This is a genomic window from Microvirgula curvata, assembly GCF_054781615.1.
In genome coordinates this window covers 21,299-43,038 of record NZ_BAAGUB010000003.1, presented here as the reverse complement: position 1 = coordinate 43,038, position 21,740 = coordinate 21,299, and the positions used below count along the sequence as shown (strand labels likewise).

The following is a 21,740-nucleotide window of genomic DNA, read 5'->3' as shown; positions in this document are numbered from 1 at the left end:
GCCATCCATGAAAAAACGCCACATCCGGACCGGATGTGGCGTTTTTCTGCAGATGGCTGACCGTTTCAGGGTTTGGCGGCCACTTTCGTGGTTTCACCGAGCCCGCCGCCGAGCACCTTGTACAGCGTGACCTGGTTGGCCAGCTGCGCGAGGCGCACGGTGATCAGGCCCTGACGGGCGCTGTACAGCGAGCGCTGCGAGTCCAGCACGTTCAGATAGCTGTCGACCCCCTTGTCGTAGCGGGCGCCCGACAGGCGGTAGGCATCGGCCGTGGCCGTGACCAGCGACGACTGGGCGTCGAGCTGATCATTGACCGTGCCGCGCTGGGCCAGCGCATCGGCGACCTCGCGGAACGCGCTCTGGATCGCTTTCTCGTACTGGGCGACGGCGATCTTCTCTTCGGTCTTTGCCACGTCCAGATTGGCCAGGTTGCGGCCCCCGGAGAAGATCGGCAGATTGATCTGCGGGGCAAACGACCAGGCGCCCGATCCGGCCTTGAACAGGCCGGACAGGGTGTTGCTGGCCGTACCGCCGGATGCCGTCAGCGTGATGCTCGGGAAGAACGCCGCGCGGGCCGCGCCGATATTGGCATTGGCCGCTTTCAGCTGGTACTCGGCCTGCAGCACGTCCGGACGCCGGACCAGTACCGTCGAGGGCAGGCCGGCCGGAATGTCGGTGACCGCCGCGACGCGTTCGACCGATTCGACCGGCAGCAGATCCTGCGGGACCGGCATGCCGACCAGCAGTGCCAGTGCGTTCTCGTCCTGGGCGACCTGAGCGGTGAAGCCGGCGATATCGACCCGGGCCGAATCGACACTGGTCTGCGCCTGACGCAGGTCCAGCGCCGAGGCCGAGCCGAGCTCGAAGCGACGCTGGATCAGCGTGTACGACGACTGCTGGCTTTTCAGCGTGTCAGCGGCGACCCGCAGTCGTTCACGGTCAGCCGACAGGGTCAGCCACGCATTGGCGACTTCCGCCACCAGGCTGATCTGTGCGCTGTTGCGCGCCGCTTCGGTGGCGAAGTACTGCTCGAGCGCCTGGTTCTTCAGGCTGGTCAGCCGGCCGAACAGGTCCAGCTCATAGGCGCTGAAGCCCAGTCCGGCGGAATACTGACGCGTGGTCAGCGCCTGGCCGGTGGTGCTCAGGCTGCCCGGCGTGCGCTGGCCGGTGCCGGCGCCCTGGGCGTTGATCGACGGGAACAGGTCCGCGCGCTGGATCTGGTACTGCGCACGCGCCTTCTCGATGTTCAGCGCGGCGACGCGCAGGTCGCGGTTGTTGTCCAGCGCCAGCGCGATCAGGCGCTTGAGCCGCTCATCGACGAAGAAATCGCGCCAGCCGATATCGGCCGCCGGGGTGGCGTCGGCCGGCGACGCCTCCTTCGGGTAGGCCGGGCCTTGCGGCCAGGCCGCATCCACCGGCTCGGCCGGCCGGTGGTAGGTCGGCGCCATGCTGATGCAACCGCTGAGCAGCAGCGCGGCGGCCAGTGCGGAGAGGGGGGCGTACTTCATGTCATTGACCCTCTTGGGATGGGGTAGCTTCGGTTGCCGTCGCGGCCGTGCGCTTGCGGTCGGCCAGATGGCGGACCAGCACGAAGAACAGCGGAACCAGGAAGATCACCAGTACGGTGGCGGAAATCATGCCGCCGACCACGCCGGTACCGATCGCGTTCTGCGCGCCGGAACCGGCACCGTTATTGATTGCCAGCGGCAGCACGCCAAGCGTGAAGGCCAGCGAGGTCATCAGGATCGGGCGCAGACGCATCCGCACCGCTTCCAGCGTGGCGTCTATCAGGCCCATGCCGCCTTCGTACAGCTCCTTGGCGAACTCGACAATCAGAATGGCGTTTTTCGCCGCCAGACCGATCGTGGTCAGCAGACCGACCTTGAAGTACACGTCGTTGGACAGCCCGGTCACGCTGGTGGCAACCACCGCACCGACCACGCCGAGCGGCACGGACAGCATCACCGCGAACGGAATCGACCAGCTTTCGTACAGTGCGGCCAGGCACAGGAACACCACCAGCAGCGAGATCGCGTACAGCGCCGGTGCCTGCGAGCCGGTCATGCGTTCCTGGAACGACAGACCGGTCCACTCGTAGCCGATGCCCGGGGGCAGCTTGGCGATCATGTCCTCGACTTCCTGCATCGCCTCGCCCGAGCTCTTGCCCGGCGCCGGTTCGCCGAGGATTTCCAGCGACGGCACGCCGTTATAGCGTTCCAGACGCGGGGAACCGTATTCCCAGCTTGCGGTGGCGAAGGACGAGAACGGCACCATGTCGCCCTGGGTATTGCGCACGAACCACTTGTTCAGGTCTTCCGGCACCATGCGGTACGGGGCATCGGCCTGCAGATAGACCTTCTTCACCCGGCCGCGGTCGATAAAGTCGTTGACGTAGGCGCCGCCCCAGGCCGACGACAGGGTGTCGTTGATCGCGGCGATGCTCAGCCCCTGCGCGGTGGCCTTCTGCTGGTCAATGTTGATGCGCAGCTGCGGCGTATCTTCCTGACCGTTCGGACGCACCCCTGCCAGCGCCGGGCTCTTCGCCGCCATGCCGAGCAACTGGTTGCGCGCTTCCATCAGCTTGTCGTGACCGAGGCCGCCGCGATCCTGCAGTTGCAGGTCGAAGCCGGTCGCATTGCCCAGCTCGACCACGGCCGGCGGGGCGAAGGCGAACACCATCGCGTCCTTGATCTGCGAGAACGCACCCATCGCGCGCCCGGCCAGAGCCTTCACGCTCTGGGTCTTGCCGTCACGCTGGTCCCAGTCCTTCAGGCTGACGAAGGCGATCGCGTTGTTCTGGCCATTGCCGCTGAAGCTGAAGCCGGCGACGGCGAACACTGACGAGACCGCGTCCTTTTCCTTGACCATGAAGTGCTGTTCGACCTGCTTGATGACCTCCAGGGTACGTTCCTGGGTGGCACCGGCCGGCAGCTGGATCTGGCTGAACAGGATGCCCTGGTCCTCGTCTGGCAGGAACGAGGTCGGCAGGCGCATGAACATCAGCGCCATCACGGCGATGATCACACCGTAGATCAGCATGAAACGCTTGCTGCGGCCGAGAATGCCGCGCACGCCGGACTGATAGCGCTGGGTGCCGGTGTCGAACACCCGGTTGAACCAGCCGAAGAAGCCGGTATCGACGATGTGGTGGCCCTTCTGGACCGGTTTCAGCAGCGTCGCGCACAGGGCCGGGGTCAGGATCATGGCCACCAGCACCGACAGCACCATGGCCGAAACGATGGTGATCGAGAACTGGCGATAGATCACGCCGGTCGAGCCGCCGAAGAACGCCATCGGCACGAACACGGCCGACAGCACCAGGGCGATGCCGACCAGGGCGCCGGTGATCTGTCCCATCGACTTGCGGGTTGCCTCGCGTGGCGACAGGCCATCCTCGCTCATCACCCGCTCGACGTTTTCCACCACCACGATCGCATCGTCGACCAGCAGACCGATGGCGAGCACCATGGCGAACATGGTCAGCATGTTGATCGAGAATCCGGCCGCCGCCAGCACGCCGAAGGTGCCCAGCAGCACCACCGGCACGGCGATGGTCGGAATCAGCGTCGCGCGCCAGTTCTGCAGGAACAGGTACATGACCAGGAACACCAGCACGATGGCTTCGCCCAGCGTCTTGATCACCTCATGGATCGACACTTTCACGAACGGCGTGGTGTCGTACGGGATCACGACCTTGGTGCCGGCCGGGAAGTACGGCTGCAGTTCGGCCAGCTTGGCTTCGAGGGCCGATGCCGTGTCCAGCGCATTGGCACCGGTCGCGAGCTGGATGCCCACGCCGGCCGCCGGCTTGCCGTTGAAGCGCGCGACGGTATCGTAGCTTTCGCTGCCGATCTCGACCCGGGCGACATCCTTCAGCAATACCTTGGAGCCGTCAGGCTGCACCCGCAGCAGGATCTGCTCGAACTGCTCGGCCGTCTGCAGCCGGGTCTGCGCAGTAATGGTGGCGTTGATCTGCTGGCCCGGAATCGACGGCGTGCCGCCGAGCTGGCCGGCGGAGATCTGCGCGTTCTGCGCGGTGATCGCCGTGGCGATGTCGCTCGGTGTCAGCCTGAACTTGTCGAGCCGGTTCGGGTCCAGCCAGACGCGCATCGCATACTGCGAACCGAACACCTGCACGGTACCGACCCCGTTGACCCGGCTGATCGGATCACGGAGGTTGGCGACCACATAGTCGGTCAGGTCACTGCCGCTCATGCTGCCGTCTTCGGACACGAAGCCGAGCACCATCAGGAAGCTCGACGAGCTCTTGGACACGGAAATGCCCTGACGCTGGACTTCCTGCGGTAGCAGCGGCGTCGCCAGCGACAGCTTGTTCTGCACCTGGACCTGGGCGATATCGGGATCGGTGCCGGCATCGAATGTCAGGGTGATGCTGGCCGAGCCGCTCGAATCGCTGGTCGAGGACATATAGGTCAGGTGGTCAATCCCCTTCATCTGCTGTTCGATCACCTGGGTGACCGTATCCTGCAGCGTCTGGGCCGAGGCACCCGGGTAGTTGGCGCTGATCGTGACCGACGGCGGCGCAATGCTCGGGTACTGTGAAACCGGCAACTTCAGAATCGACAGGGCGCCCGCCAGCATGATGACGAGGGCGATGACCCAGGCGAAAATCGGCCGGTCAATGAAAAACTTGGCCATGAATGAATCCTCTTACGGCTTGGCGGCCGCGGCTTGCGGGGCGGGTTTGGCCGGCTTGGCCGGGACAGGCTTGACCACCGCGCCCGGGTGCACTTTCTGCAGCCCTTCGACGATGACCCGGTCACCCTGCTTCAGGCCGCTGTTTACCAGCCACTTGTCGCCGATGGTGCGCGACACGTTCAGCACGCGCTCGGCGACCTTGTTGTCCTGACCGACCACCAGTGCGGTGGCTTCGCCCTTGTGATTGCGGGTCACACCCTGTTGCGGAACCAGGATCGCCTGGTCATTGACCCCTTCTTCCAGCACGGCGCGGACATACATGCCCGGCAGCAGATTGCGTTCCGGGTTCGGGAATACCGCGCGGATGGTGATGGCGCCGGTGCCCTGGTCGACAGTGATGTCGGAGAACTCCAGCCGGCCTTCATGCGCATAGTCGCTGCCATCTTCCAGCCGCAGCTTGACCCGGGCGCCGCCGTTGCCGGCGCGGGCCAGCTTGCCGCTTTCCAGTTCGCGGCGCAGGCGCAGCACTTCGGTGCTCGACTGGGTCACGTCGACATAGATCGGGTCGATCTGCTGGACCGTGGTCAGCGCATCGGCCTGGTTCTGCGTCACCAGGGCGCCCGGCGTCACCGTCGACTTGCCGATGCGGCCGGAGATCGGCGAACTCACGCGGGTGTAGTCGAGGTTGATGCGCGCGCTTTCCACGGCAGCCCTGGCGCCGGCCACGTCGGCGGCGGCCTGCTTGAAGGCGGCGTCGGCGTCGTCGTATTCCTGCTTGCTGACGGCATTGATCGACACCAGCTCGCGGTAGCGTTCGGCCTTCAGCCGCGCGGTGGTCAGATTGGCGTCGGCCTTGGCCAGCGTGGCGCGGGCACTGTCGTAGGCGGCGCGATAGGTGGCCGGATCAATCTGGTACAGCGGCTGGCCAGCCTTGACGTCGGCGCCTTCGCGGAACAGGCGCTTCTGGATAATGCCGCCGACTTGCGGGCGGACTTCGGCAATCTGGAACGATGAGGTGCGACCCGGCAATTCGGTCGTCATGGCCAGTTGCTGCGACACGACCGAGACCACGGACACTTCCTGCGGCCCCGGGGGCGGAGGGGCGTCCTTCTTGCCGCAGCCGGTCAGCAGGATGCTGCCGGAGAGCAGGATGCCGGCGGCAGTCAACTGCGCGACAGTTCGATTGATCTGCATGTGGAACCTCTCTGGAATGAAAGCTGGCCAATGAGCGCAAGCGGGCATTGGCGATTGTTATTTTTGGCTGCTGTCTGATGCTTCATACGACCGCGTCGCGGTGGCCGGCTGCTCGCCAGGGCGGCGCTTGCTACAACAAGGGGAGGGCCTGTGGCCCCTGCCACGGATCTGCGCGGCAAAAGAGGAATGGCGGGCGCCTGCGCGATGAGTCGCGCAGCGCAGGCCGTTCGAGTTAATTGCGACTGAATCGCACGACATGGCGATTCCACTAGTGGGTGGACGCGCAGTCTAGCACCGTTTCTGGCGCTAGAGTGAACGTTCATTCTAGTTTTTTACCTGTGGTGGCGCATTGCCACTACAATGCGGTCACGCGTCAAGTACAACATGTTCGGGAGACAGAGGAATGGCAGGCAAGGAAATGCACGCGGCGGGTTCGCCGTGCTGTGCGGACAGTCGGCGGGAACAGGTCATCAAGGCCGCAGCCGACTGTTTCAGGCAGCATGGCTTTCATGGCGCGGGCATGGCGGGCATCGCCAGAGAAGCGGGGATGAGCGTTGGCCACATCTACCATTACTTTGCCAACAAGGAGGCGATCATTGCCGCCATCGTCCAGCGTGACCTGGCCGACATGCTGGAAAAGATCGCCGCCTTCGAGGCCGCCGAGGACGTATTCCGCCATCTGCTCGACTGTGTCGACGAGGGCGTCGAAATGTCGATCGACCCGTACGAGGCCGGGCTGTGGCTGGAAATCCTCAGCGAGGCCTCGCGCAATCCGAAGGTCTCGGCCATGGTGTCGGAGGCCGATGCCATCGTTCGCGCCCGCTTCCGCAACATGCTGCGCAATGCGCTGCAGACCGGCTGGGTTCAGGATGAGCGGGAACTGAACGGGCGGGTGGAAATCATCAGCGCCATTTTCGACGGGCTGATCATCCGCTCGGTACGCAATGACGACTTCGACAAGGAAGCCATCATGCGCAGCCTGAAGATGGTCATGCAGTACCTGCTCAGCGCCTGACCGCCATGCCCACGCGCATCGGTTTTGACTGGCGGGACCTTGAGCTGTTTATCGCCGCCGCCGACAGCGGCAGCATCGCCCGCGCCGCCGAGCGCTGCCATATCGTGCCGAGTGCCGCCAGCAAGCGGCTGTCCGACCTTGAAGCCGCCTTCGGTACCGCACTGCTCGAGCGGCACAATCGTGGCGTGCGGCCGACTGCGGCCGGGCTGGCGCTGCTGGTGCGCTCGCGCGGCCTGCTGGAAGAAGCCGGCCGGGTCGAGCGCGAGATTGCCAGCTATGGCGCCGGGCTCAGCGGCCATGTGCGGCTGTTCGCCAATATCTCGTCCATCGTCGAATTCCTGCCACCGGTGCTGGCCAGCTTCGACCGGCAGTGGCCCGGCATCCGCGTCGATCTGGAAGAGCACGTGTCGGCCCGCATCGCCCAGGCGGTGACCGAAGGCGTGGCCGACCTCGGTGTCGTCAGCGAACTGCTGCGCCACGACGGGCTGGAACTGACGCTGTGCCGCAGCGACGAACTGGTGCTGCTGGCGCCGCCCGGCCATCCGCTGACCCGGCAGACGCGGCTGCGCTTTGCCGCGGCACTCGACTATCCGATGGTCGGGCTGAAAGCCGGCAGTACGCTGCATGGCCGGCTGCTGCTGGCCGCCGGCGATATCGGCCGTGACCTGCCGCTGCGCATCCAGGTCGGCAGTTTCGATGCTGTCTGCGCGATGGTGTCGGCCGGGCTGGGGGTCGGCGTGGTGCCGCGCGCCGCCATCTCGCCGTATCTGGTGCCGCTCGGGCTGGCGGCGCTGACGCTGGACGAACCGTGGGCCACCCACCATCTGTACCTGTGCCGCAAGGCAGGCGCCTCCCTGTCGCCGGCCGCCGAACGCCTGTTCGGCCACCTGGCCGCCAGCGGCGAAAGCGCCTGATCCAGCCATCGCCATCTGCGATGTCTGCGTCGTCCGATTTCAGTGCCGATGAGGACGGCGGGCGTGCATAATCGCTGCATATTCTCCCGCCATCTCCTTACCGGAAGGTTCACCATGGCCGCACTCACCCTTTACGACAAACTCTGGCAGAGCCATGTCGTGCGCACCGATGCCGACGGCACCGCCCTGCTGTATATCGACCGCCACCTGGTGCATGAAGTCACCAGCCCGCAGGCGTTCGAGGGGCTGAAGATTGCCGGTCGCAAGCCGTGGCGCATCTCTTCCATTGTCGCCACCGCCGACCACAACACGCCGACCGACCACTGGGAGGAAGGCATCGCCGGGATCAAGGACCCGATCTCGCGGCTGCAGGTCGAGACGCTGGATGCCAATGTGCGTGCCACCGGTGCGCTGGCCTACTTCCCGTTCATGGACCGCAACCAGGGCATCGTCCACGTCGTCGGTCCGGAACAGGGCGCGACGCTGCCGGGCATGACCGTGGTCTGTGGTGACTCGCACACCTCGACCCATGGCGCCTTTGCCGCGCTGGCCCATGGCATTGGTACGTCCGAAGTCGAGCACGTGATGGCGACCCAGTGCCTGACGGCGAAAAAATCGAAGAACATGCTGGTTCGCGTCGACGGCAAGCTGCAGCCCGGCGTGACCGCCAAGGACATCGCCCTGGCCATCATCGGTCATATCGGCACGGCCGGCGGTACCGGCTACGCGATCGAATTCGCCGGTGACGCGATTCGCGGACTGTCGATGGAAGGGCGGATGACGCTGTGCAATATGGCCATCGAGGCCGGTGCGCGCTCCGGCCTGGTCGCCGTCGACCAGACCACCATCGATTACGTGAAGGGACGCCCGTTTGCGCCGACCGACGCGCAATGGGAAGCCGCCGTCGCCAACTGGCGCACGCTGGTGTCCGACGACGGTGCGCAGTTCGACCACGTGGTCGGGCTGGATGCCGCCGCCATCGCGCCGCAAGTGACCTGGGGCACGTCGCCGGAAATGGTGACCGACGTCACCGGCCGGGTGCCGGATCCGGCGCGCGAGACCGATCCGGTCCGCCGCGACGGCATGATCCGCGCCCTCAGCTATATGGGACTGGAAGCGAATACGCCGATCACCGACATCGCCATCGACAAGGTATTCATCGGCAGCTGTACCAACTCGCGCATCGAGGACCTGCGTGAAGCGGCCGCGGTCGTGGCCGGCAAGCACAAGGCCGATTCGGTCCGGCTGGCGATGGTGGTGCCGGGGTCCGGCAACGTCAAGGCGCAGGCCGAGGCCGAGGGGCTGGACCAGGTGTTCCGCGCTGCCGGCTTCGAGTGGCGCGAGCCGGGCTGCTCGATGTGCCTGGCGATGAACGCCGACCGGCTGGAGCCGGGCGAGCGCTGCGCATCGACCTCGAACCGCAATTTCGAAGGGCGGCAGGGGCAGGGCGGGCGTACCCATCTGGTCAGTCCGGCCATGGCCGCCGCCGCTGCCGTCGCCGGCCATTTCGTCGACCTGCGTACCGCGGGCTGATGCCGCACGGTCCGGCACGGCGGATTCACGCGCTATGCTTAGGGTGGCCATCGGGTGATGGCAGCACCTCAAGGAGCGTGACATGAAGCTGTTGTTAGTGGCTGTAGCGGCGCTGGCCGCCATCGGGTTGTCCGCGTGCAACACCGTGTCCGGCATGGGCAAGGACGTCAAGGCTGCCGGGCAGGGCATGTCGAATTCTGCCGAGGACGTCAAAGAAAAAATGTAGCGACACCTGCCGCACATTGACTGAAGGGGGCGGCAGTCCGGGGCCTGCGGGTCGGTCCCGGACTGCTGATCGATAGATGAAAAACATGACAAAGCTGAGCGTACTTGTTGTTCTTCTGGCCGGCGTTCTGGCCGGCTGCAACACCGTGCAAGGGGTCGGCCGCGACATCAGTGCCGGCGGTCGCGCCATTGAGAGAGTAGCCAAATGAAAGCCTTTACCCGACTCGACGGACTCGCCTGTCCGCTCGACCGCGCCAACGTCGATACCGACGCCATCATTCCGAAGCAGTTCCTGAAATCGATCCAGCGCTCGGGCTTTGGCCCGAACCTGTTCGACGAATGGCGCTATCTCGACCATGGCGAACCGGGCATGGACAACAGCAAGCGGCCGCAGAATCCCGATTTCGTGCTGAACTTCCCGCGCTACCGTGGTGCGCAGGTGCTGCTGGCACGGCAGAATTTCGGCTGCGGCAGTTCGCGCGAGCACGCGCCGTGGGCGCTGGACGACTATGGCTTCCGTGCCGTTATCGCGCCGGGCTTTGCCGACATCTTCTTCAACAACAGCTTCAAGAACGGCCTGCTGCCGATCGTGCTGCCGGAAGCGGTCGTCGACCAGCTGTTCCGCGAGTGCGAGGCCAGCGAAGGCTACCGGCTGGTGGTCGATCTGGCCGCCCAGGTGGTGACCACGCCGTCCGGCGAGTCGTTCCCGTTCGACATCACCGAGCACCGCAAGCACTGCCTGCTGAACGGACTGGATGAAATCGGCCTGACCCTGCAGCACGCGGACGAGATCCACGCATTCGAGGACGCGCGCAAGCAGTCGCAGCCGTGGCTGTTCGCGTCGTAAGCGCCTGATCTTTCCGGCGGGACCGGGGTCTGCCCCGATCCCGCCGGTGCACTTACAGCGCTTTTACCGCTTCCAGCACCTGCTCGGCGTGGCCGGGTACCTTGACCTTGCGCCACTCGGCGGCGATCGCGCCATCCCGGCCGATCAGGAAGGTGCTGCGCTCGATGCCGCGCACCTGCTTGCCGTACATGTTCTTCATCTTGATCACGTCAAACAGCGTGCAGACGGTTTCGTCGCTGTCGGACAGCAGCGCGAACGGCAGCTCGAATCTGGCGCGGAAATTCTCGTGCGATTTCAGGCTGTCGCGCGAAATGCCGACCACCTCGGCGCCGGCAGCGCGGAAGGCCGGGTACAGGTCACGGAAGGCGGCGGCCTCGTTGCTGCAGCCGGGCGTGTTGTCCTTCGGATAAAAATACAGCACCAGCGGCTTTGGCGCGCTGGACAGCGTGAAGCTGTCGTCGCCAGTGGACGGCAGGGTGAAATCGGGGCAGGGCGTGGCGCTCATGAACTTCTCCGGCTGGGTCTTCAGTCTGCATAGTGTAGCGAATGGCGCCGCCGCTTCCAGTCTTCGCGCCGCCCGCCGCTTGTGAGAGCATGCCGCTTTTCCTCCGCAGGCCTCTCCCCATGCCCGTGCTTTCCTGGGATATCTTCTGCACCGTCATCGACAATTACGGCGATATCGGCGTGTGCTGGCGGCTGGCCCGGCAACTGGCCGCCGAACGGTGCGAGCCGGTGCGGCTGTGGGTCGACGACCTGCACAGCTTCGCCCGCATTGCGCCACAGATCGACCCGACGCTGACCGCACAGACACGGGATGGTGTCGACGTGCGCCACTGGTCCGCACACTGGGACGAGGTCGTGCCGCACCGGGTGGTGGTCGAGGCCTTCGCCTGCGAGATTCCGCCCCGGTTTCGTCAGGCCATGGCGGCTGCGTCGCCACCGCCGGTGTGGATCAATCTCGAATACCTGTCGGCGGAGAGCTGGATCGACGATTGCCACGGCATGGCCTCGCCGCAGCCGCCGCTGCGCAAGCATTTCTTCTTTCCCGGCTTCACCCCGCGCAGTGGCGGACTGCTGGCCGAGCGTGCGCTGTCTGCGCAGCGCGATGCCTTCGTGGCTGATCCGGTCGCGCAGGCCGCGTTCCGGCACGAGGCCGGCCTGAGCATCGACGAGGGCGCATTGACCGTCTCGCTGTTCGCCTACGAGAACCCGGCGCTGCCGGCCTGGCTGGACGCGCTGGCCTCTGGCGAATGCGCCGTGCACGTGCTGGTGCCGGAAGGGCGCGTGCTCGATTCGGTCGCCGGCTGGGCCGGACGGCCGCTGACCCGTGGCGAAACACTGCGCCGAGGCGCGCTGGCCCTCAGCGTGCTGCCGTTTGTCGCCCAGCCGGATTACGACCCGCTGTTATGGTCTTGCGACATCAATTTCATTCGCGGCGAAGACTCGTTCGTGCGTGCACAGTGGGCGGCCCGGCCCCTGCTGTGGCATATCTACCCGCAGCAGGACGATGCCCATCTGGTCAAACTGGACGCGTGGCTGACCCGGTATTGCGAGGGCCTGAGCCCGGCGGCGGCGGCTTCGGTGCGGCAGATGCATCGGGTCTGGAACGGGGCCGGCGACGGGATCGGCGAGGCCTGGCAGGCCTATGTCGCCGTACTGCCGGAAATTCGCGCACATGCGCGCCGCTGGGCGGACCGGCTTGCCGCGCTGGGGGATCTGACGTCCAATCTGGCGCGTTTTTGCGAAAGTCTTTTATAATCACGCGTTTTCCGAAACGCGGGCACTTTGCTGCTCGCCAATCAGACAGTCAGTTACAGGATATTAGATGAAAACCGCTCAGGAACTTCGCTCCGGCAACGTGTTCATGTTCGACGGCCAGCCGATGGTCGTGCAAAAAACCGAGTACAACAAGTCGGGCCGCAATGCCGCCGTCGTCAAGATGAAGATGAAGAACCTGCTGACCGGCAGCGCAAGCGAAGCCGTGTACAAGGCAGACGAAAAGTTCGACGTCATCACCCTCGACAAGAAGGAGTGCACCTACTCGTACTTCGCCGACCCGATGTACGTGTTCATGGACACCGAGTACAACCAGTACGAGATCGAAGCCGACAACATGGGTGACGTGCTCCCGTACCTGCAGGACGGCATGGAAGACGTGTGCGAAGTGGTGTTCTACGATGGCCGCGCGATCTCGCTCGAACTGCCGACCACCGTCGTGCGCGAAGTCGAATACACCGAACCGGCCGTTCGCGGCGACACGTCGGGCAAGGTGCTGAAGCCGGCCCGTCTGCTGAACGGTACCATCGTTCAGGTGGCGGCATTCGTCGAAATCGGTGACCTCATCGAAATCGACACCCGCACTGGCGAATTCAAGAAGCGCGCCTGAGTTCACTCACCGCCCCCCCGGGGCCGCAGTTGAATCTCTGGCCGAAACGCCGCTTTTCTCACGGAAAGCGGCGTTTTCATTTCCGGCCGGTATATGACCGGGATTGCCCTGATTGTAGCCTTCTGCCGACTTGATTTATCTGACATGTCCATGGCATCAGAAATGACGCCACTTAATTTGAGAAAAATCCTATTGCTGGTGACCGTGCGGAATATTTAGCATGGCTAAGCCTAGTTGGTCAGCGGAGGGAACTCAAGGTCACTCCGGTCTGGTCACGCGGAATACTGGCACCCAGACAGGTGTTATTTGCTGGCGAATACGGTTTTTATCGGGGGTAATATGGATAATCAGCTCAGCCACGGCGCGGCCCAGTCGGTCATGGCGGTTGGCAGCCGCAAACCGTTTGTGCGCAAATTGTTCGATAACAGCGATGTCATTCGTATCCGGGAGGGAGTCGGATTAACCCAGAAACAGTTCTGGAGCCCATTGGGTATTTCACAAAGTGGCGGCAGTCGCTATGAGCGTGGTTACTATATTCCGAAACCGGTGCGGATATTGCTGAACCTGCTCTACGTCCGGCACGTCGATATTGAAGCGCTGAATGAAGATGATCTGAAGATTGTCCATTATCTGCGCGACCAGCATCCGGAGCTGTATGCGAGCCTGGCAAAAATGATCAAGCGCAAGGGCTGACCGTGCCCGTGCCGCCGGCTGCCATGCGCAGGCTCCGTGCCCGTTGCTGGCGCGGCGGGGCGATGCCCGGCAGATGAAAAAATCCGGCCGGGGGCGGTATGGGCCGGCTCCGGCTCATTGCGTCGCAGCATGCCATTTCCGCGACAGCGTGCGGCGATTCGTGCACAATTTGCCCTCTCCTGACAATCGGAAAGGTGTGGGACATCCGCTGGTGTCCCCGATATGGGTAGTAACTTATTACTCGTTTTTGCTGCGTTCCTGCTCGTTCTGCTGAACGGGTTTTTCGTTGCGGCCGAATTCGGCCTGGTCAAGCTCCGGCAGACCCACGTGCAGGCAATGGCCAAGACGCACGGGCGTCGCGGGCGTCTGCTGGTCAGGGTGCATCAGGACCTGGACGCCTACCTGTCAGCCTGCCAGCTCGGCATCACGCTGTCCTCGCTCGGTCTGGGCTGGATTGGTGAACCGGCTTTCTCGCGCCTGCTCGAACCGCTGCTGCAGGCCGCCGGCATTGACTCGCCGCAACTGGTGCACGGCATCTCGTTTGTCGTGGCCTTCTTTACCATTTCCTATCTGCACATCGTCGTTGGCGAACTTGCCCCGAAATCGCTGGCCATCCGCATGTCGGAGAAAGTCGGCCTGTGGACGGCACCGCCGCTGTACGTGTTCTACTGGGCCATGTATCCGGCCATCTGGCTGCTGAATCACAGCGCCGGCAAGGTGCTGAGCCTGCTGAAACTGGATGGCGACACCGGGCATGACAGCCACTATTCCGCCGACGAGCTGAAGCTGATCCTGCGCTCGTCGCGTGCCGACGGCCAGTTTACCGGCGACGAATGGCGCGTGCTCGCGCAGTCGCTCGACTTTCGCAAACTCGAAGTGTCGGACCTGATGCGCCCGTTCAACGAGGCGGTGTGCCTGCGTGCCGAAGACGATTTCCAGACCAGCCTCGACCGTGCGGCCCAGCACCGTTTCAGCCGCTACCCGTATCTCGATGACAATGGTCACGTGCAGGGCATCATTCACCTGAAAGACGTGCTGTTCGCCATGCAGAAGCATGACGACGTCGATCTCGGCGAACTGCTGCGTCCGGCACTGCGGGTGTCGCCGCACCTGTCGGCCATGGAGCTGTTCCGCCGCCTGCAGCAGGGAGCGCCGCACTTCGCCATCGTCGAGGACAGTGACGACGGCCAGCCGCTCGGCTATCTGACGCTGGACAACCTGCTCGGCGCGATGGTCGGCGAGATCCGCGACGAGTTCCGCCAGGCGCGCAACGAATGGGCGCGGCTCGACGACGGCTCGCTGCTTGGCAAGGGCAGCCTGCCGATCTTTACCCTGGAACGCGCGCTGGGGGTCGATATCGAGCCGGACCAGGGCGAAGAGGTCGACACGGTCGGCGGGCTGATTTTCTCCCGGCTCGGCAATGTGCCGTCCGAAGGGGAACGGATCGAGTTCGAGCACTTTGACGCCGTGGTCAAGAAGATGCATGGCCCGCGCATCGTGCTGCTGCGGATTTACCCGCACGACGAATAAAGCGCAGGGCTGCGTAAACCCGGCGCTGCTGCTGTCGCCGCAGTCAAAGCCCCGTGCTGCCATGGCAGCACGGGGCTTTTTCATGCCGGTTTCCCGCGGGCCGGACTAGCGGTTGAAGCGTGACACCAGCGCCTGCTGGTCCAGCGCGGTCTGGGTCAGGCTTTCGCTCAGGCGCGCGGTCCGGTGCACTTCGTCATTGGTGGCGTCGGTCAGCCGGGCGATGGTGCCGACATTGAGGTTGATCTCCTCGGCCGAGCGACTTTGCGCATCGGCGGCACTGGCAATCTGCAGGGTCATCTGGTTGATGCGGGAGACGGCGTCGCTGATGCCGGCCAGTGCCTGCTCGGCCTGACCGACCTGCACCACCGAGGCGCTGGCCTGGGTACAGGCCGTATCCATGGTGGCGACCGCTTCATTGACCGTGCCCTGCAGGCGGGCGATCAGCCCGTGAATCTGCTGGGTCGACTGGGCGGTACGCTGGGCCAGCGTCCGCACTTCATCGGCCACCACGGCGAAGCCGCGGCCCTGGTCCCCGGCGCGCGCGGCCTCGATTGCCGCATTCAGTGCCAGCAGATTGGTCTGTTCGGCAATGCCCTCGATCACATCGACCACCCCGCCGATCTCTTCGCTGTCGCGGGCCAGGCGCCCCATCGACTCGCCGGCCTTGCCGACCACCTGCGACAGACGCTGGATCGCGTCATGGGTTTCGGTGGTCATGTCGCGGCCCTGACGGGTCAGCTGATTGGCTTCGTGGGTGGCGTTGGCCGTGCTCTGCACGCCGTCGGCGACGCTCTGCACCGAACTGGCCATCTGGCCGACGGCGACCGCAATCCGCTCGGTTTCCTCCTGCTGGCGCTTCAGGCTGTCGGAACTGCCGTGCGTCAGGCGATCGGCTTCCTGCGCCTGGCTGGCCAGCTGCACCGCACTGTCCTCCAGCCGCGTCATGCAGGTGCGCAGCCGCGCTTCCTGGCTGAGCATGGACATTTCCAGCTGGGCGACCACGCCGCTGCGGTCGGTGTACAGCGCGGCCAGCAGCGGATCGGACAGGGCCTGTCCCGGCAGTTCCAGCAAGCGCGCCAGTTCACGACGCTGGAAGCGCAGTCCGGCCAGACCGACCGGTACCGCCAGTGCCACGGCGGCGCCCAGACCGGCGGCGGGGCCGAACAGCGCGCCCGCCGCGCCACCCAGTACGGCCACGACGCCGTACGGCAGCCAGTCGATCACCTGCGGCAGCACGCGGCTGATGCGGGACGTGGCCGACTTGCCGGCATTGATGCGGGCATACAGCTTTTCCGCCCGGGCGATCTGCTCACGGGTCGGCTTGACCCGTACCGATTCGTAGCCCGACACCTGGTCGCCGTCATAGACCGGCGTCACATAGGCGTTGACCCAGTAGTGATCGCCATTCTTGCAGCGGTTCTTGACGATGCCCATCCACGGCTGCCCCTGCTTCAGCGCGGCCCACATGTGACCGAATACGGCAGCCGGCACGTCGGGGTGGCGGATCAGATTGTGCGGCGCACGGATCAGCTCGTCACGGCTGAACCCGCACTGATGGACGAACGCATCGTTGCAATACGTGATGCGGCCTTTCAGGTCGGTACTGGAGATCAGTCGCTGTTCGCCTGGAAAACTGCGTTCTTGCTGGGTGACGGGCTGGTTGTTGCGCATTCGGGAAGGCTTTTTCTTATAAGGGGCGAAATCATTATAGCGGCACGGTTGACCTATTTATGTCAAAGAGCTGACTTTGCAGGCATGTTCCTGGCATGTTTCATTGCAAATGGCTGTTTTCAATGCTGTTTTCCCCGTTTTCTTTCGTCGGGCTCCGCGGCCCGGCACGCCTTTTTTTACATTCCGTTTACAGGGATGACCGGGCTCTCGACGCCGGATTTATACGCCGGCGCCTAGCATCCATGACGAAATCCCCCCACTGATCTGGAGACCGGAATGGATGTCGTCTATCTGGCGCTTTGTGCGCTGTTTGCCCTGGCTGTAGCCGGTCTGCTGTCCGGCTGCCGCAAACTGGAGACCCGGCGATGAGCATGCTTTACTGGATGGCCGGCGCCGTGGCGCTGGGCCTGGCGGTTTACCTGGTCTGGGCGTTGATCAACGCCGAGGAGGTCGCATGAACCATGCTGCCATCCTGCAGGTCGGGCTGTTCCTGGCCGTGCTGCTGGTTCTGGCGTGGCCGCTGTCGAATTACTGCGCGGCCCTGTTCGACGGCCGGCTGGCCGCGCGCTGGCGCTGGCTGGATGCCGTCGAGCGTGGCGTCTGCCGGCTGGCCGGCGCCGATGCGGACCAGGACATGCACTGGAGCCGCTACGCCAGTGCACTGCTGGTGTTCAACGTGATCGGCCTGATTGCCGTCTATCTGCTGCAGCGCGTGCAGGGCGGACTGCCGTTCAATCCGCAGGACTTTGCGGCCGTCGCCCCCGATTCGGCATTCAATACCGCGATCTCGTTCGTGACCAACACCAACTGGCAGGGCTATGGTGGCGAATCGACGATGAGCTACCTGACGCAGATGCTGGCGCTGGCGGTGCAGAACTTCCTGTCCGCCGCGACCGGCATTGTGGTCGCCGTGGTGCTGATGCGTGCCTTTGCCCGTCGTTCGGCCAGCGGCCTCGGCAATATCTGGATCGACCTGTCGCGGGCGACCCTGGGCCTGCTACTGCCGCTGTCGTTCCTGTATGCCCTGTTCCTGGTCGGCCAGGGCGTGATCCAGAACGTCGACAGCTACCGGCTGGCGCAACTGACCGAAACGGTCAGCTACAGCGTGCCGGTCGTCGATGCCGACGGCAAGCCGCAGACCGATGCGGCCGGCCTGCCGGCCATGAAGACCGAGCAGGCGACCACCCAGTTGCTGGCGATGGGACCGGTGGCTTCGCAGGAAGCGATCAAGCTGCTCGGCACCAATGGCGGCGGCTTCTTCAACGCCAACTCGGCACACCCGTACGAAAACCCGACCCCGCTGTCCAACTTCAGCCAGATGCTGGCCATCCTGCTGATCCCGGCCGCGCTGTGCCTGGTGTTCGGCCGGATGATCGGCGACCGGCGCCAGGGTGTCGCCATTCTTGCTGCCATGACGGTGCTGTTCGTGCTGATGGCGGCGGCGGCGTTTATGGCCGAGGGCCAGCTGAATCCGCAGCTTGCCGGGCTTGATCCGGGCCTCGGCAATATGGAAGGCAAGGAAATGCGCTTCGGCGTGATCGGCACCATGCTGTTCGCCGTGGTGACCACGGCGGCCTCGTGCGGTGCGGTCAACGCCATGCACGATGCGCTGATGCCGCTCGGCGGTCTGGTGCCGATGCTGGAAATGCAGCTGGGCGAGGTGATCTACGGCGGGGTCGGTTCCGGCTTCTACGGCATGCTGGTGTTCGCGCTGGTCGCCGTGTTCGTGTCCGGGCTGATGATCGGCCGCACGCCGGAATACCTGGGCAAGAAGATCGAAGCCTTCGAGATGAAGATGCTGGCGCTGGCCATCCTCATCCCGCCGACGCTGGTGCTGGGCGGCAGTGCCATCGCCGTGGTGGTCGAGGCTGGCCGCGCCGGCATGCTGAATACCGGGGCGCACGGCTTCTCCGAGGTGCTGTACGCGTTCACGTCCGCCGCCAACAACAACGGTTCGGCCTTTGCCGGTCTGTCGGCCAATACCCCGTTCTACAACGTGATGCTGGGCATGGCGATGTGGTTCGGCCGCTTCGGCGTGATCATCCCGGTGCTGGCCATTGCCGGTCATCTGGCCGCCAAGCCGAAGCTGGCGACCACCGCCGGCAGCCTGCCCACGCATGGTCCGCTGTTCGTCACCCTGCTGGTCGGCACGGTGTTGCTGGTCGGCGCGCTGACCTTCATTCCGTCGCTGGCGCTGGGGCCGATCGTCGACCACCTGCAACTGTTCCGCTGAGCCTGGCGCATCCCGCAGAAATCATTTGTGCCCGCTCCGGCGGGCCATGGAAACGATCATGAATACAACTCGTACCTTGCCGCTGCTTGACCCGGCGCTGCTGCGACCGGCGCTGAAAGACGCGTTCAGGAAGCTGTCGCCGTGGGCGCAGTGGAAAAATCCGGTGATGTTCGTCGTCTGGGCCGGCAGCGTGCTGACCTCGCTGCTCGGCTTTGCGGCGCTGGCCGGCGTGGCCGACGCCCCGGCCGGCTTTACCCTGGCGATCGCCGCCTGGCTGTGGTTCACCGTGCTGTTCGCCAACCTGGCCGAGGCGCTGGCCGAAGGCCGGGGCCGGGCCCAGGCTGCCGCGCTGCGCGGCGCCCGCAAGAATGTCAGCGCCAAGCGGCTGGCCTCTGCCGACCGTCTCTCGACCGTCAGCGTGATCGACGCCTTCTCGCTGCAGTGCGGCGACATCGTGCTGATCGAGGCCGGCGACATTGTGCCGCTGGACGGTGAGGTGATCGATGGCGTGGCGTCGGTCGACGAATCCGCCATTACCGGCGAGTCCGCACCGGTGATCCGCGAATCCGGCGGTGACTTCACCGCTGTCACTGGCGGGACCCGCGTGCTGTCCGACTGGCTGGTGGTGCGCATCACGGTCAAGCCCGGCGAGGCCTTCCTCGACCGCATGATCGCCATGGTCGAAGGCGCGCGTCGGCAGAAAACCCCGAACGAGATCGCACTGACCATCCTGCTGACCGCACTGACGCTGGTGTTCCTGCTGGCCTGCACTACACTGCTGCCGTTCTCGATCTACAGCGCCGATGCAGCCGGCAGTGGCAGTCCGGTCGGCATCGCCGTGCTGGTGGCGCTGCTGGTGTGCCTGATTCCGACCACCATCGGCGGCCTGCTGTCCGCCATCGGTGTCGCCGGCATGAGCCGGATGATGCAGGCCAATGTCATCGCCACTTCCGGCCGTGCGGTCGAGGCAGCCGGTGACGTCGACGTGCTGCTGCTGGACAAGACCGGCACCATCACCCTCGGCAACCGCCAGGCCAGCGCCTTCCTGCCGGCGCAGGGCGTGGACGAGCGCGAACTGGCCGATGCGGCACAACTGGCATCGCTGTCGGACGAGACGCCGGAAGGCCGCTCGATTGTCGTGCTGGCCAAGACCCGCTTCGACCTGCGCGGTCGCGCACTGGGCGATGCCCACTTCCTGCCGTTTACCGCCCAGACGCGGATGAGCGGGGTCGACATCGGCTCGCGCCATATCCGCAAGGGGGCTGCTGACGCGGTGCGCCGCCATGTGGCTGACGGTGGCGGTCAGTGGCCGGCGGCGCTGGACGGCACCATCGACGACGTTGCCCGCCGTGGCGCCACGCCGCTGGTGGTGGTCGACGGGCTTCGCGTGCTGGGGGTGGTCGAACTCAAGGACATCGTCAAGGGCGGCATCAAGGAGCGCTTTGCCGAACTGCGCGCCATGGGCATCAAGACGGTGATGATTACCGGTGACAACCGGCTGACCGCTGCTGCCATCGCTGCCGAAGCCGGCGTCGACGACTTCCTGGCCGAAGCCCGCCCGGAAGACAAGCTGGCGCTGATCCGCCGCTACCAGTCCGAAGGCAAGCTGGTGGCCATGACCGGCGACGGTACCAACGACGCGCCGGCGCTGGCCCAGGCCGACGTCGCGGTGGCGATGAACACCGGTACCCAGGCTGCGAAAGAGGCCGGCAACATGGTCGACCTCGACTCGAACCCGACCAAGCTGATCGAGATTGTCGAGATCGGCAAGCAGATGCTGATGACGCGCGGTGCGCTGACTACCTTCAGTCTGGCCAACGACGTCGCCAAGTACTTTGCCATCATCCCGGCCGCCTTCGCCGTCACCTACCCGCAACTGGGCCGGCTGGACATCATGGGCCTGACCAGCCCGAACTCGGCCATCCTGTCGGCGGTGATCTTCAACGCCATCGTGATCGTGTTCCTGATTCCGCTGGCGCTGAAGGGGGTGCGCTATCGCGCACTGGGCGCGGCGCGGCTGCTGCGTCGCAACCTGCTGATCTACGGCCTCGGCGGCATCCTCGTGCCGTTTGCCGGCATCAAACTGATCGACCTGGCGCTGAATGCGCTGGGTTGGGCCTGATCCCCGACCGGAGACATTCCATGTACCAATCGCTTGCAAACCCGTCGCACCCGGCGCACGCCGCCGCTCGCGGCAAGGACTCGATCTGGCGTGGCGTACTGCGCCCGGCGCTGACCGTGTTTGTCGTGCTGTCGGCCATCGTTGGCCTGCTGTACCCGCTGGCCGTGACCGGCGTGGCCCGGCTGCTGTTCCCGGAACAGGCTGCCGGCAGCCTGATCGTCCGCGATGGCAAGGTGGTCGGCTCGCGGCTGATCGGCCAGTCGTTCACCGGTGAGCGCTACTTCTGGGGCCGCCCGTCGGCCACCGGGCCGCAAGCCTATAATGCGGCGTCGTCCGGCGCGGCCAACCTGGGGCCGAACAGCCCGGTGCTGGCCGAGCAGGTCGCGACCCGCGTTGCCGCGCTGCGCGCCGCGCATCCGGACCAGCGCGGTCCGGTGCCGGCCGACCTGGCCACCAGCTCGGCCTCCGGTCTGGACCCGCATATCTCGCCGGAAGCGGCGCTGTATCAGGCGGGTCGCATCGCCCGGGCGCGCCAGTTGCCCGAAAGCGAGGTCAGGGCGCTGATCGTGCATGCGACCGAGGGCCCGCAACTGGGGCTGTTCGGTGAATCGCGCGTCAATGTGCTGGCGCTGAACCTGGCGCTGGATGACCTGAAGCGCTGAGCGTTACCCCGATCCGCCGCCACCCGTCCCGCCCTGCGCGGGACGGGTCGACTCAC

Annotated in this window: 19 protein-coding genes; 14 read left to right on the top strand and 5 right to left on the bottom strand. The window is 65.1% G+C overall.

Annotated elements, in window-relative coordinates:
* Positions 1–65 precede the first annotated feature (65 nt).
* From adeC to ACYVG8_RS00410, 3 genes are read right to left on the bottom strand one after another with little or no spacing between them, the layout of a single operon-like run.
* Entirely contained in the window at positions 66–1,508 is a 1,443-nt protein-coding gene (gene adeC, locus ACYVG8_RS00420; protein WP_028497782.1) for an AdeC/AdeK/OprM family multidrug efflux complex outer membrane factor, read from the bottom strand.
* 1 nt (position 1,509) lies between these two features.
* Entirely contained in the window at positions 1,510–4,659 is a 3,150-nt protein-coding gene (locus ACYVG8_RS00415; protein ID WP_028497783.1) for an efflux RND transporter permease subunit, read from the bottom strand.
* A 12-nt stretch (positions 4,660–4,671) separates the two neighbouring features.
* The gene (locus tag ACYVG8_RS00410) at positions 4,672–5,853 is read right to left on the bottom strand and encodes an efflux RND transporter periplasmic adaptor subunit (protein WP_028497784.1); all 1,182 of its coding nucleotides are present in this window, start codon (positions 5,851–5,853) and stop codon (positions 4,672–4,674) included.
* Positions 5,854–6,256: 403 nt separating this feature from the next.
* Here ACYVG8_RS00410 and ACYVG8_RS00405 point away from each other — a divergent pair, with 403 nt between their 5' ends.
* From ACYVG8_RS00405 to leuD, 6 genes are all read left to right on the top strand, one after another.
* A complete protein-coding gene (locus ACYVG8_RS00405; protein WP_084299738.1) occupies positions 6,257–6,868 on the top strand; it encodes a TetR/AcrR family transcriptional regulator in 612 nt (203 codons plus the stop codon).
* Between the two features lie 5 nt (positions 6,869–6,873).
* A complete protein-coding gene (locus ACYVG8_RS00400; RefSeq protein ID WP_199489742.1) occupies positions 6,874–7,782 on the top strand; it encodes a LysR family transcriptional regulator in 909 nt (302 codons plus the stop codon).
* A 114-nt stretch (positions 7,783–7,896) separates the two neighbouring features.
* The gene (gene leuC, locus ACYVG8_RS00395; protein ID WP_460744884.1) at positions 7,897–9,315 is read left to right on the top strand and encodes a 3-isopropylmalate dehydratase large subunit; all 1,419 of its coding nucleotides are present in this window, start codon (positions 7,897–7,899) and stop codon (positions 9,313–9,315) included.
* Positions 9,316–9,397: 82 nt separating this feature from the next.
* Entirely contained in the window at positions 9,398–9,541 is a 144-nt protein-coding gene (locus ACYVG8_RS00390) for an entericidin A/B family lipoprotein (protein ID WP_084299739.1), read from the top strand.
* A 76-nt stretch (positions 9,542–9,617) separates the two neighbouring features.
* Positions 9,618–9,749, top strand: coding sequence for an entericidin A/B family lipoprotein (locus ACYVG8_RS00385; protein WP_084299740.1), 132 nt, complete (start codon positions 9,618–9,620; stop codon positions 9,747–9,749).
* The gene (leuD, locus tag ACYVG8_RS00380) at positions 9,746–10,387 is read left to right on the top strand and encodes a 3-isopropylmalate dehydratase small subunit (protein WP_028497788.1); all 642 of its coding nucleotides are present in this window, start codon (positions 9,746–9,748) and stop codon (positions 10,385–10,387) included. Before ACYVG8_RS00385 ends, leuD begins: the two co-directional genes overlap by 4 nt.
* A 52-nt stretch (positions 10,388–10,439) precedes the next feature.
* Here leuD and ACYVG8_RS00375 read toward each other — a convergent pair whose 3' ends face one another.
* Positions 10,440–10,892, bottom strand: a complete 453-nt coding sequence (locus ACYVG8_RS00375; protein ID WP_028497789.1) for a peroxiredoxin — start codon at positions 10,890–10,892, stop codon at positions 10,440–10,442.
* A gap of 119 nt (positions 10,893–11,011) precedes the next feature.
* Between ACYVG8_RS00375 and earP the strand changes: the two genes are divergently transcribed.
* The 4 genes from earP to ACYVG8_RS00355 all read left to right on the top strand — a co-directional run bounded on the left by earP (position 11,012) and on the right by ACYVG8_RS00355 (position 14,996).
* Positions 11,012–12,145: an elongation factor P maturation arginine rhamnosyltransferase EarP gene (earP, locus tag ACYVG8_RS00370; RefSeq protein ID WP_028497790.1), complete on the top strand. Its 1,134-nt coding sequence runs from the start codon at positions 11,012–11,014 to the stop codon at positions 12,143–12,145.
* A gap of 67 nt (positions 12,146–12,212) precedes the next feature.
* The gene (gene efp / locus ACYVG8_RS00365; RefSeq protein ID WP_028497791.1) at positions 12,213–12,773 is read left to right on the top strand and encodes an elongation factor P; all 561 of its coding nucleotides are present in this window, start codon (positions 12,213–12,215) and stop codon (positions 12,771–12,773) included.
* 339 nt (positions 12,774–13,112) lie between these two features.
* Positions 13,113–13,466, top strand: coding sequence for a helix-turn-helix domain-containing protein (locus ACYVG8_RS00360; RefSeq protein ID WP_308417826.1), 354 nt, complete (start codon positions 13,113–13,115; stop codon positions 13,464–13,466).
* A 222-nt stretch (positions 13,467–13,688) separates the two neighbouring features.
* Positions 13,689–14,996, top strand: a complete 1,308-nt coding sequence (locus ACYVG8_RS00355) for a hemolysin family protein (protein WP_107889459.1) — start codon at positions 13,689–13,691, stop codon at positions 14,994–14,996.
* A 105-nt stretch (positions 14,997–15,101) separates the two neighbouring features.
* On the opposite strand, the gene ACYVG8_RS00350 is transcribed toward ACYVG8_RS00355, so the two are convergent.
* A complete protein-coding gene (locus ACYVG8_RS00350; RefSeq protein WP_028497794.1) occupies positions 15,102–16,667 on the bottom strand; it encodes a methyl-accepting chemotaxis protein in 1,566 nt (521 codons plus the stop codon).
* A gap of 365 nt (positions 16,668–17,032) precedes the next feature.
* Between ACYVG8_RS00350 and kdpF the strand changes: the two genes are divergently transcribed.
* Genes kdpF through kdpC form a run of 4 tightly spaced genes read left to right on the top strand, consistent with a single transcriptional unit; the run spans position 17,033 to position 21,684 of the window.
* The gene (gene kdpF, locus ACYVG8_RS00345) at positions 17,033–17,125 is read left to right on the top strand and encodes a K(+)-transporting ATPase subunit F (protein WP_084299741.1); all 93 of its coding nucleotides are present in this window, start codon (positions 17,033–17,035) and stop codon (positions 17,123–17,125) included.
* Positions 17,122–18,900 (top strand): potassium-transporting ATPase subunit KdpA, encoded by a 1,779-nt coding sequence (kdpA, locus tag ACYVG8_RS00340; protein WP_460744883.1) that lies wholly within the window; start codon positions 17,122–17,124, stop codon positions 18,898–18,900. The genes kdpF and kdpA overlap by 4 nt, the downstream gene beginning before the upstream one ends.
* Before the next feature lie 58 nt (positions 18,901–18,958).
* Positions 18,959–21,022 (top strand): potassium-transporting ATPase subunit KdpB, encoded by a 2,064-nt coding sequence (gene kdpB, locus ACYVG8_RS00335; RefSeq protein ID WP_460744882.1) that lies wholly within the window; start codon positions 18,959–18,961, stop codon positions 21,020–21,022.
* A gap of 20 nt (positions 21,023–21,042) precedes the next feature.
* Positions 21,043–21,684, top strand: coding sequence for a potassium-transporting ATPase subunit KdpC (gene kdpC / locus ACYVG8_RS00330; protein WP_084299743.1), 642 nt, complete (start codon positions 21,043–21,045; stop codon positions 21,682–21,684).
* Positions 21,685–21,740: the final 56 nt, after the last annotated feature.

Excerpts from the sequence above, each read along its gene's own strand:
- adeC (WP_028497782.1), bottom strand. The coding sequence starts at position 1,508 with ATGAAGTACGCCCCCCTCTCCGCACTGGCCGCCGCGCTGCTGCTCAGC.
- ACYVG8_RS00415 (WP_028497783.1), bottom strand. The coding sequence starts at position 4,659 with ATGGCCAAGTTTTTCATTGACCGGCCGATTTTCGCCTGGGTCATCGCC.
- ACYVG8_RS00410 (WP_028497784.1), bottom strand. The coding sequence starts at position 5,853 with ATGCAGATCAATCGAACTGTCGCGCAGTTGACTGCCGCCGGCATCCTG.
- ACYVG8_RS00405 (WP_084299738.1), top strand. The coding sequence starts at position 6,257 with ATGGCAGGCAAGGAAATGCACGCGGCGGGTTCGCCGTGCTGTGCGGAC.
- ACYVG8_RS00400 (WP_199489742.1), top strand. The coding sequence starts at position 6,874 with ATGCCCACGCGCATCGGTTTTGACTGGCGGGACCTTGAGCTGTTTATC.
- leuC (WP_460744884.1), top strand. The coding sequence starts at position 7,897 with ATGGCCGCACTCACCCTTTACGACAAACTCTGGCAGAGCCATGTCGTG.
- ACYVG8_RS00390 (WP_084299739.1), top strand. The coding sequence starts at position 9,398 with ATGAAGCTGTTGTTAGTGGCTGTAGCGGCGCTGGCCGCCATCGGGTTG.
- ACYVG8_RS00385 (WP_084299740.1), top strand. The coding sequence starts at position 9,618 with ATGAAAAACATGACAAAGCTGAGCGTACTTGTTGTTCTTCTGGCCGGC.
- leuD (WP_028497788.1), top strand. The coding sequence starts at position 9,746 with ATGAAAGCCTTTACCCGACTCGACGGACTCGCCTGTCCGCTCGACCGC.
- ACYVG8_RS00375 (WP_028497789.1), bottom strand. The coding sequence starts at position 10,892 with ATGAGCGCCACGCCCTGCCCCGATTTCACCCTGCCGTCCACTGGCGAC.
- earP (WP_028497790.1), top strand. The coding sequence starts at position 11,012 with ATGCCCGTGCTTTCCTGGGATATCTTCTGCACCGTCATCGACAATTAC.
- efp (WP_028497791.1), top strand. The coding sequence starts at position 12,213 with ATGAAAACCGCTCAGGAACTTCGCTCCGGCAACGTGTTCATGTTCGAC.
- ACYVG8_RS00360 (WP_308417826.1), top strand. The coding sequence starts at position 13,113 with ATGGATAATCAGCTCAGCCACGGCGCGGCCCAGTCGGTCATGGCGGTT.
- ACYVG8_RS00355 (WP_107889459.1), top strand. The coding sequence starts at position 13,689 with ATGGGTAGTAACTTATTACTCGTTTTTGCTGCGTTCCTGCTCGTTCTG.
- ACYVG8_RS00350 (WP_028497794.1), bottom strand. The coding sequence starts at position 16,667 with ATGCGCAACAACCAGCCCGTCACCCAGCAAGAACGCAGTTTTCCAGGC.
- kdpF (WP_084299741.1), top strand. The coding sequence starts at position 17,033 with ATGAGCATGCTTTACTGGATGGCCGGCGCCGTGGCGCTGGGCCTGGCG.
- kdpA (WP_460744883.1), top strand. The coding sequence starts at position 17,122 with ATGAACCATGCTGCCATCCTGCAGGTCGGGCTGTTCCTGGCCGTGCTG.
- kdpB (WP_460744882.1), top strand. The coding sequence starts at position 18,959 with ATGAATACAACTCGTACCTTGCCGCTGCTTGACCCGGCGCTGCTGCGA.
- kdpC (WP_084299743.1), top strand. The coding sequence starts at position 21,043 with ATGTACCAATCGCTTGCAAACCCGTCGCACCCGGCGCACGCCGCCGCT.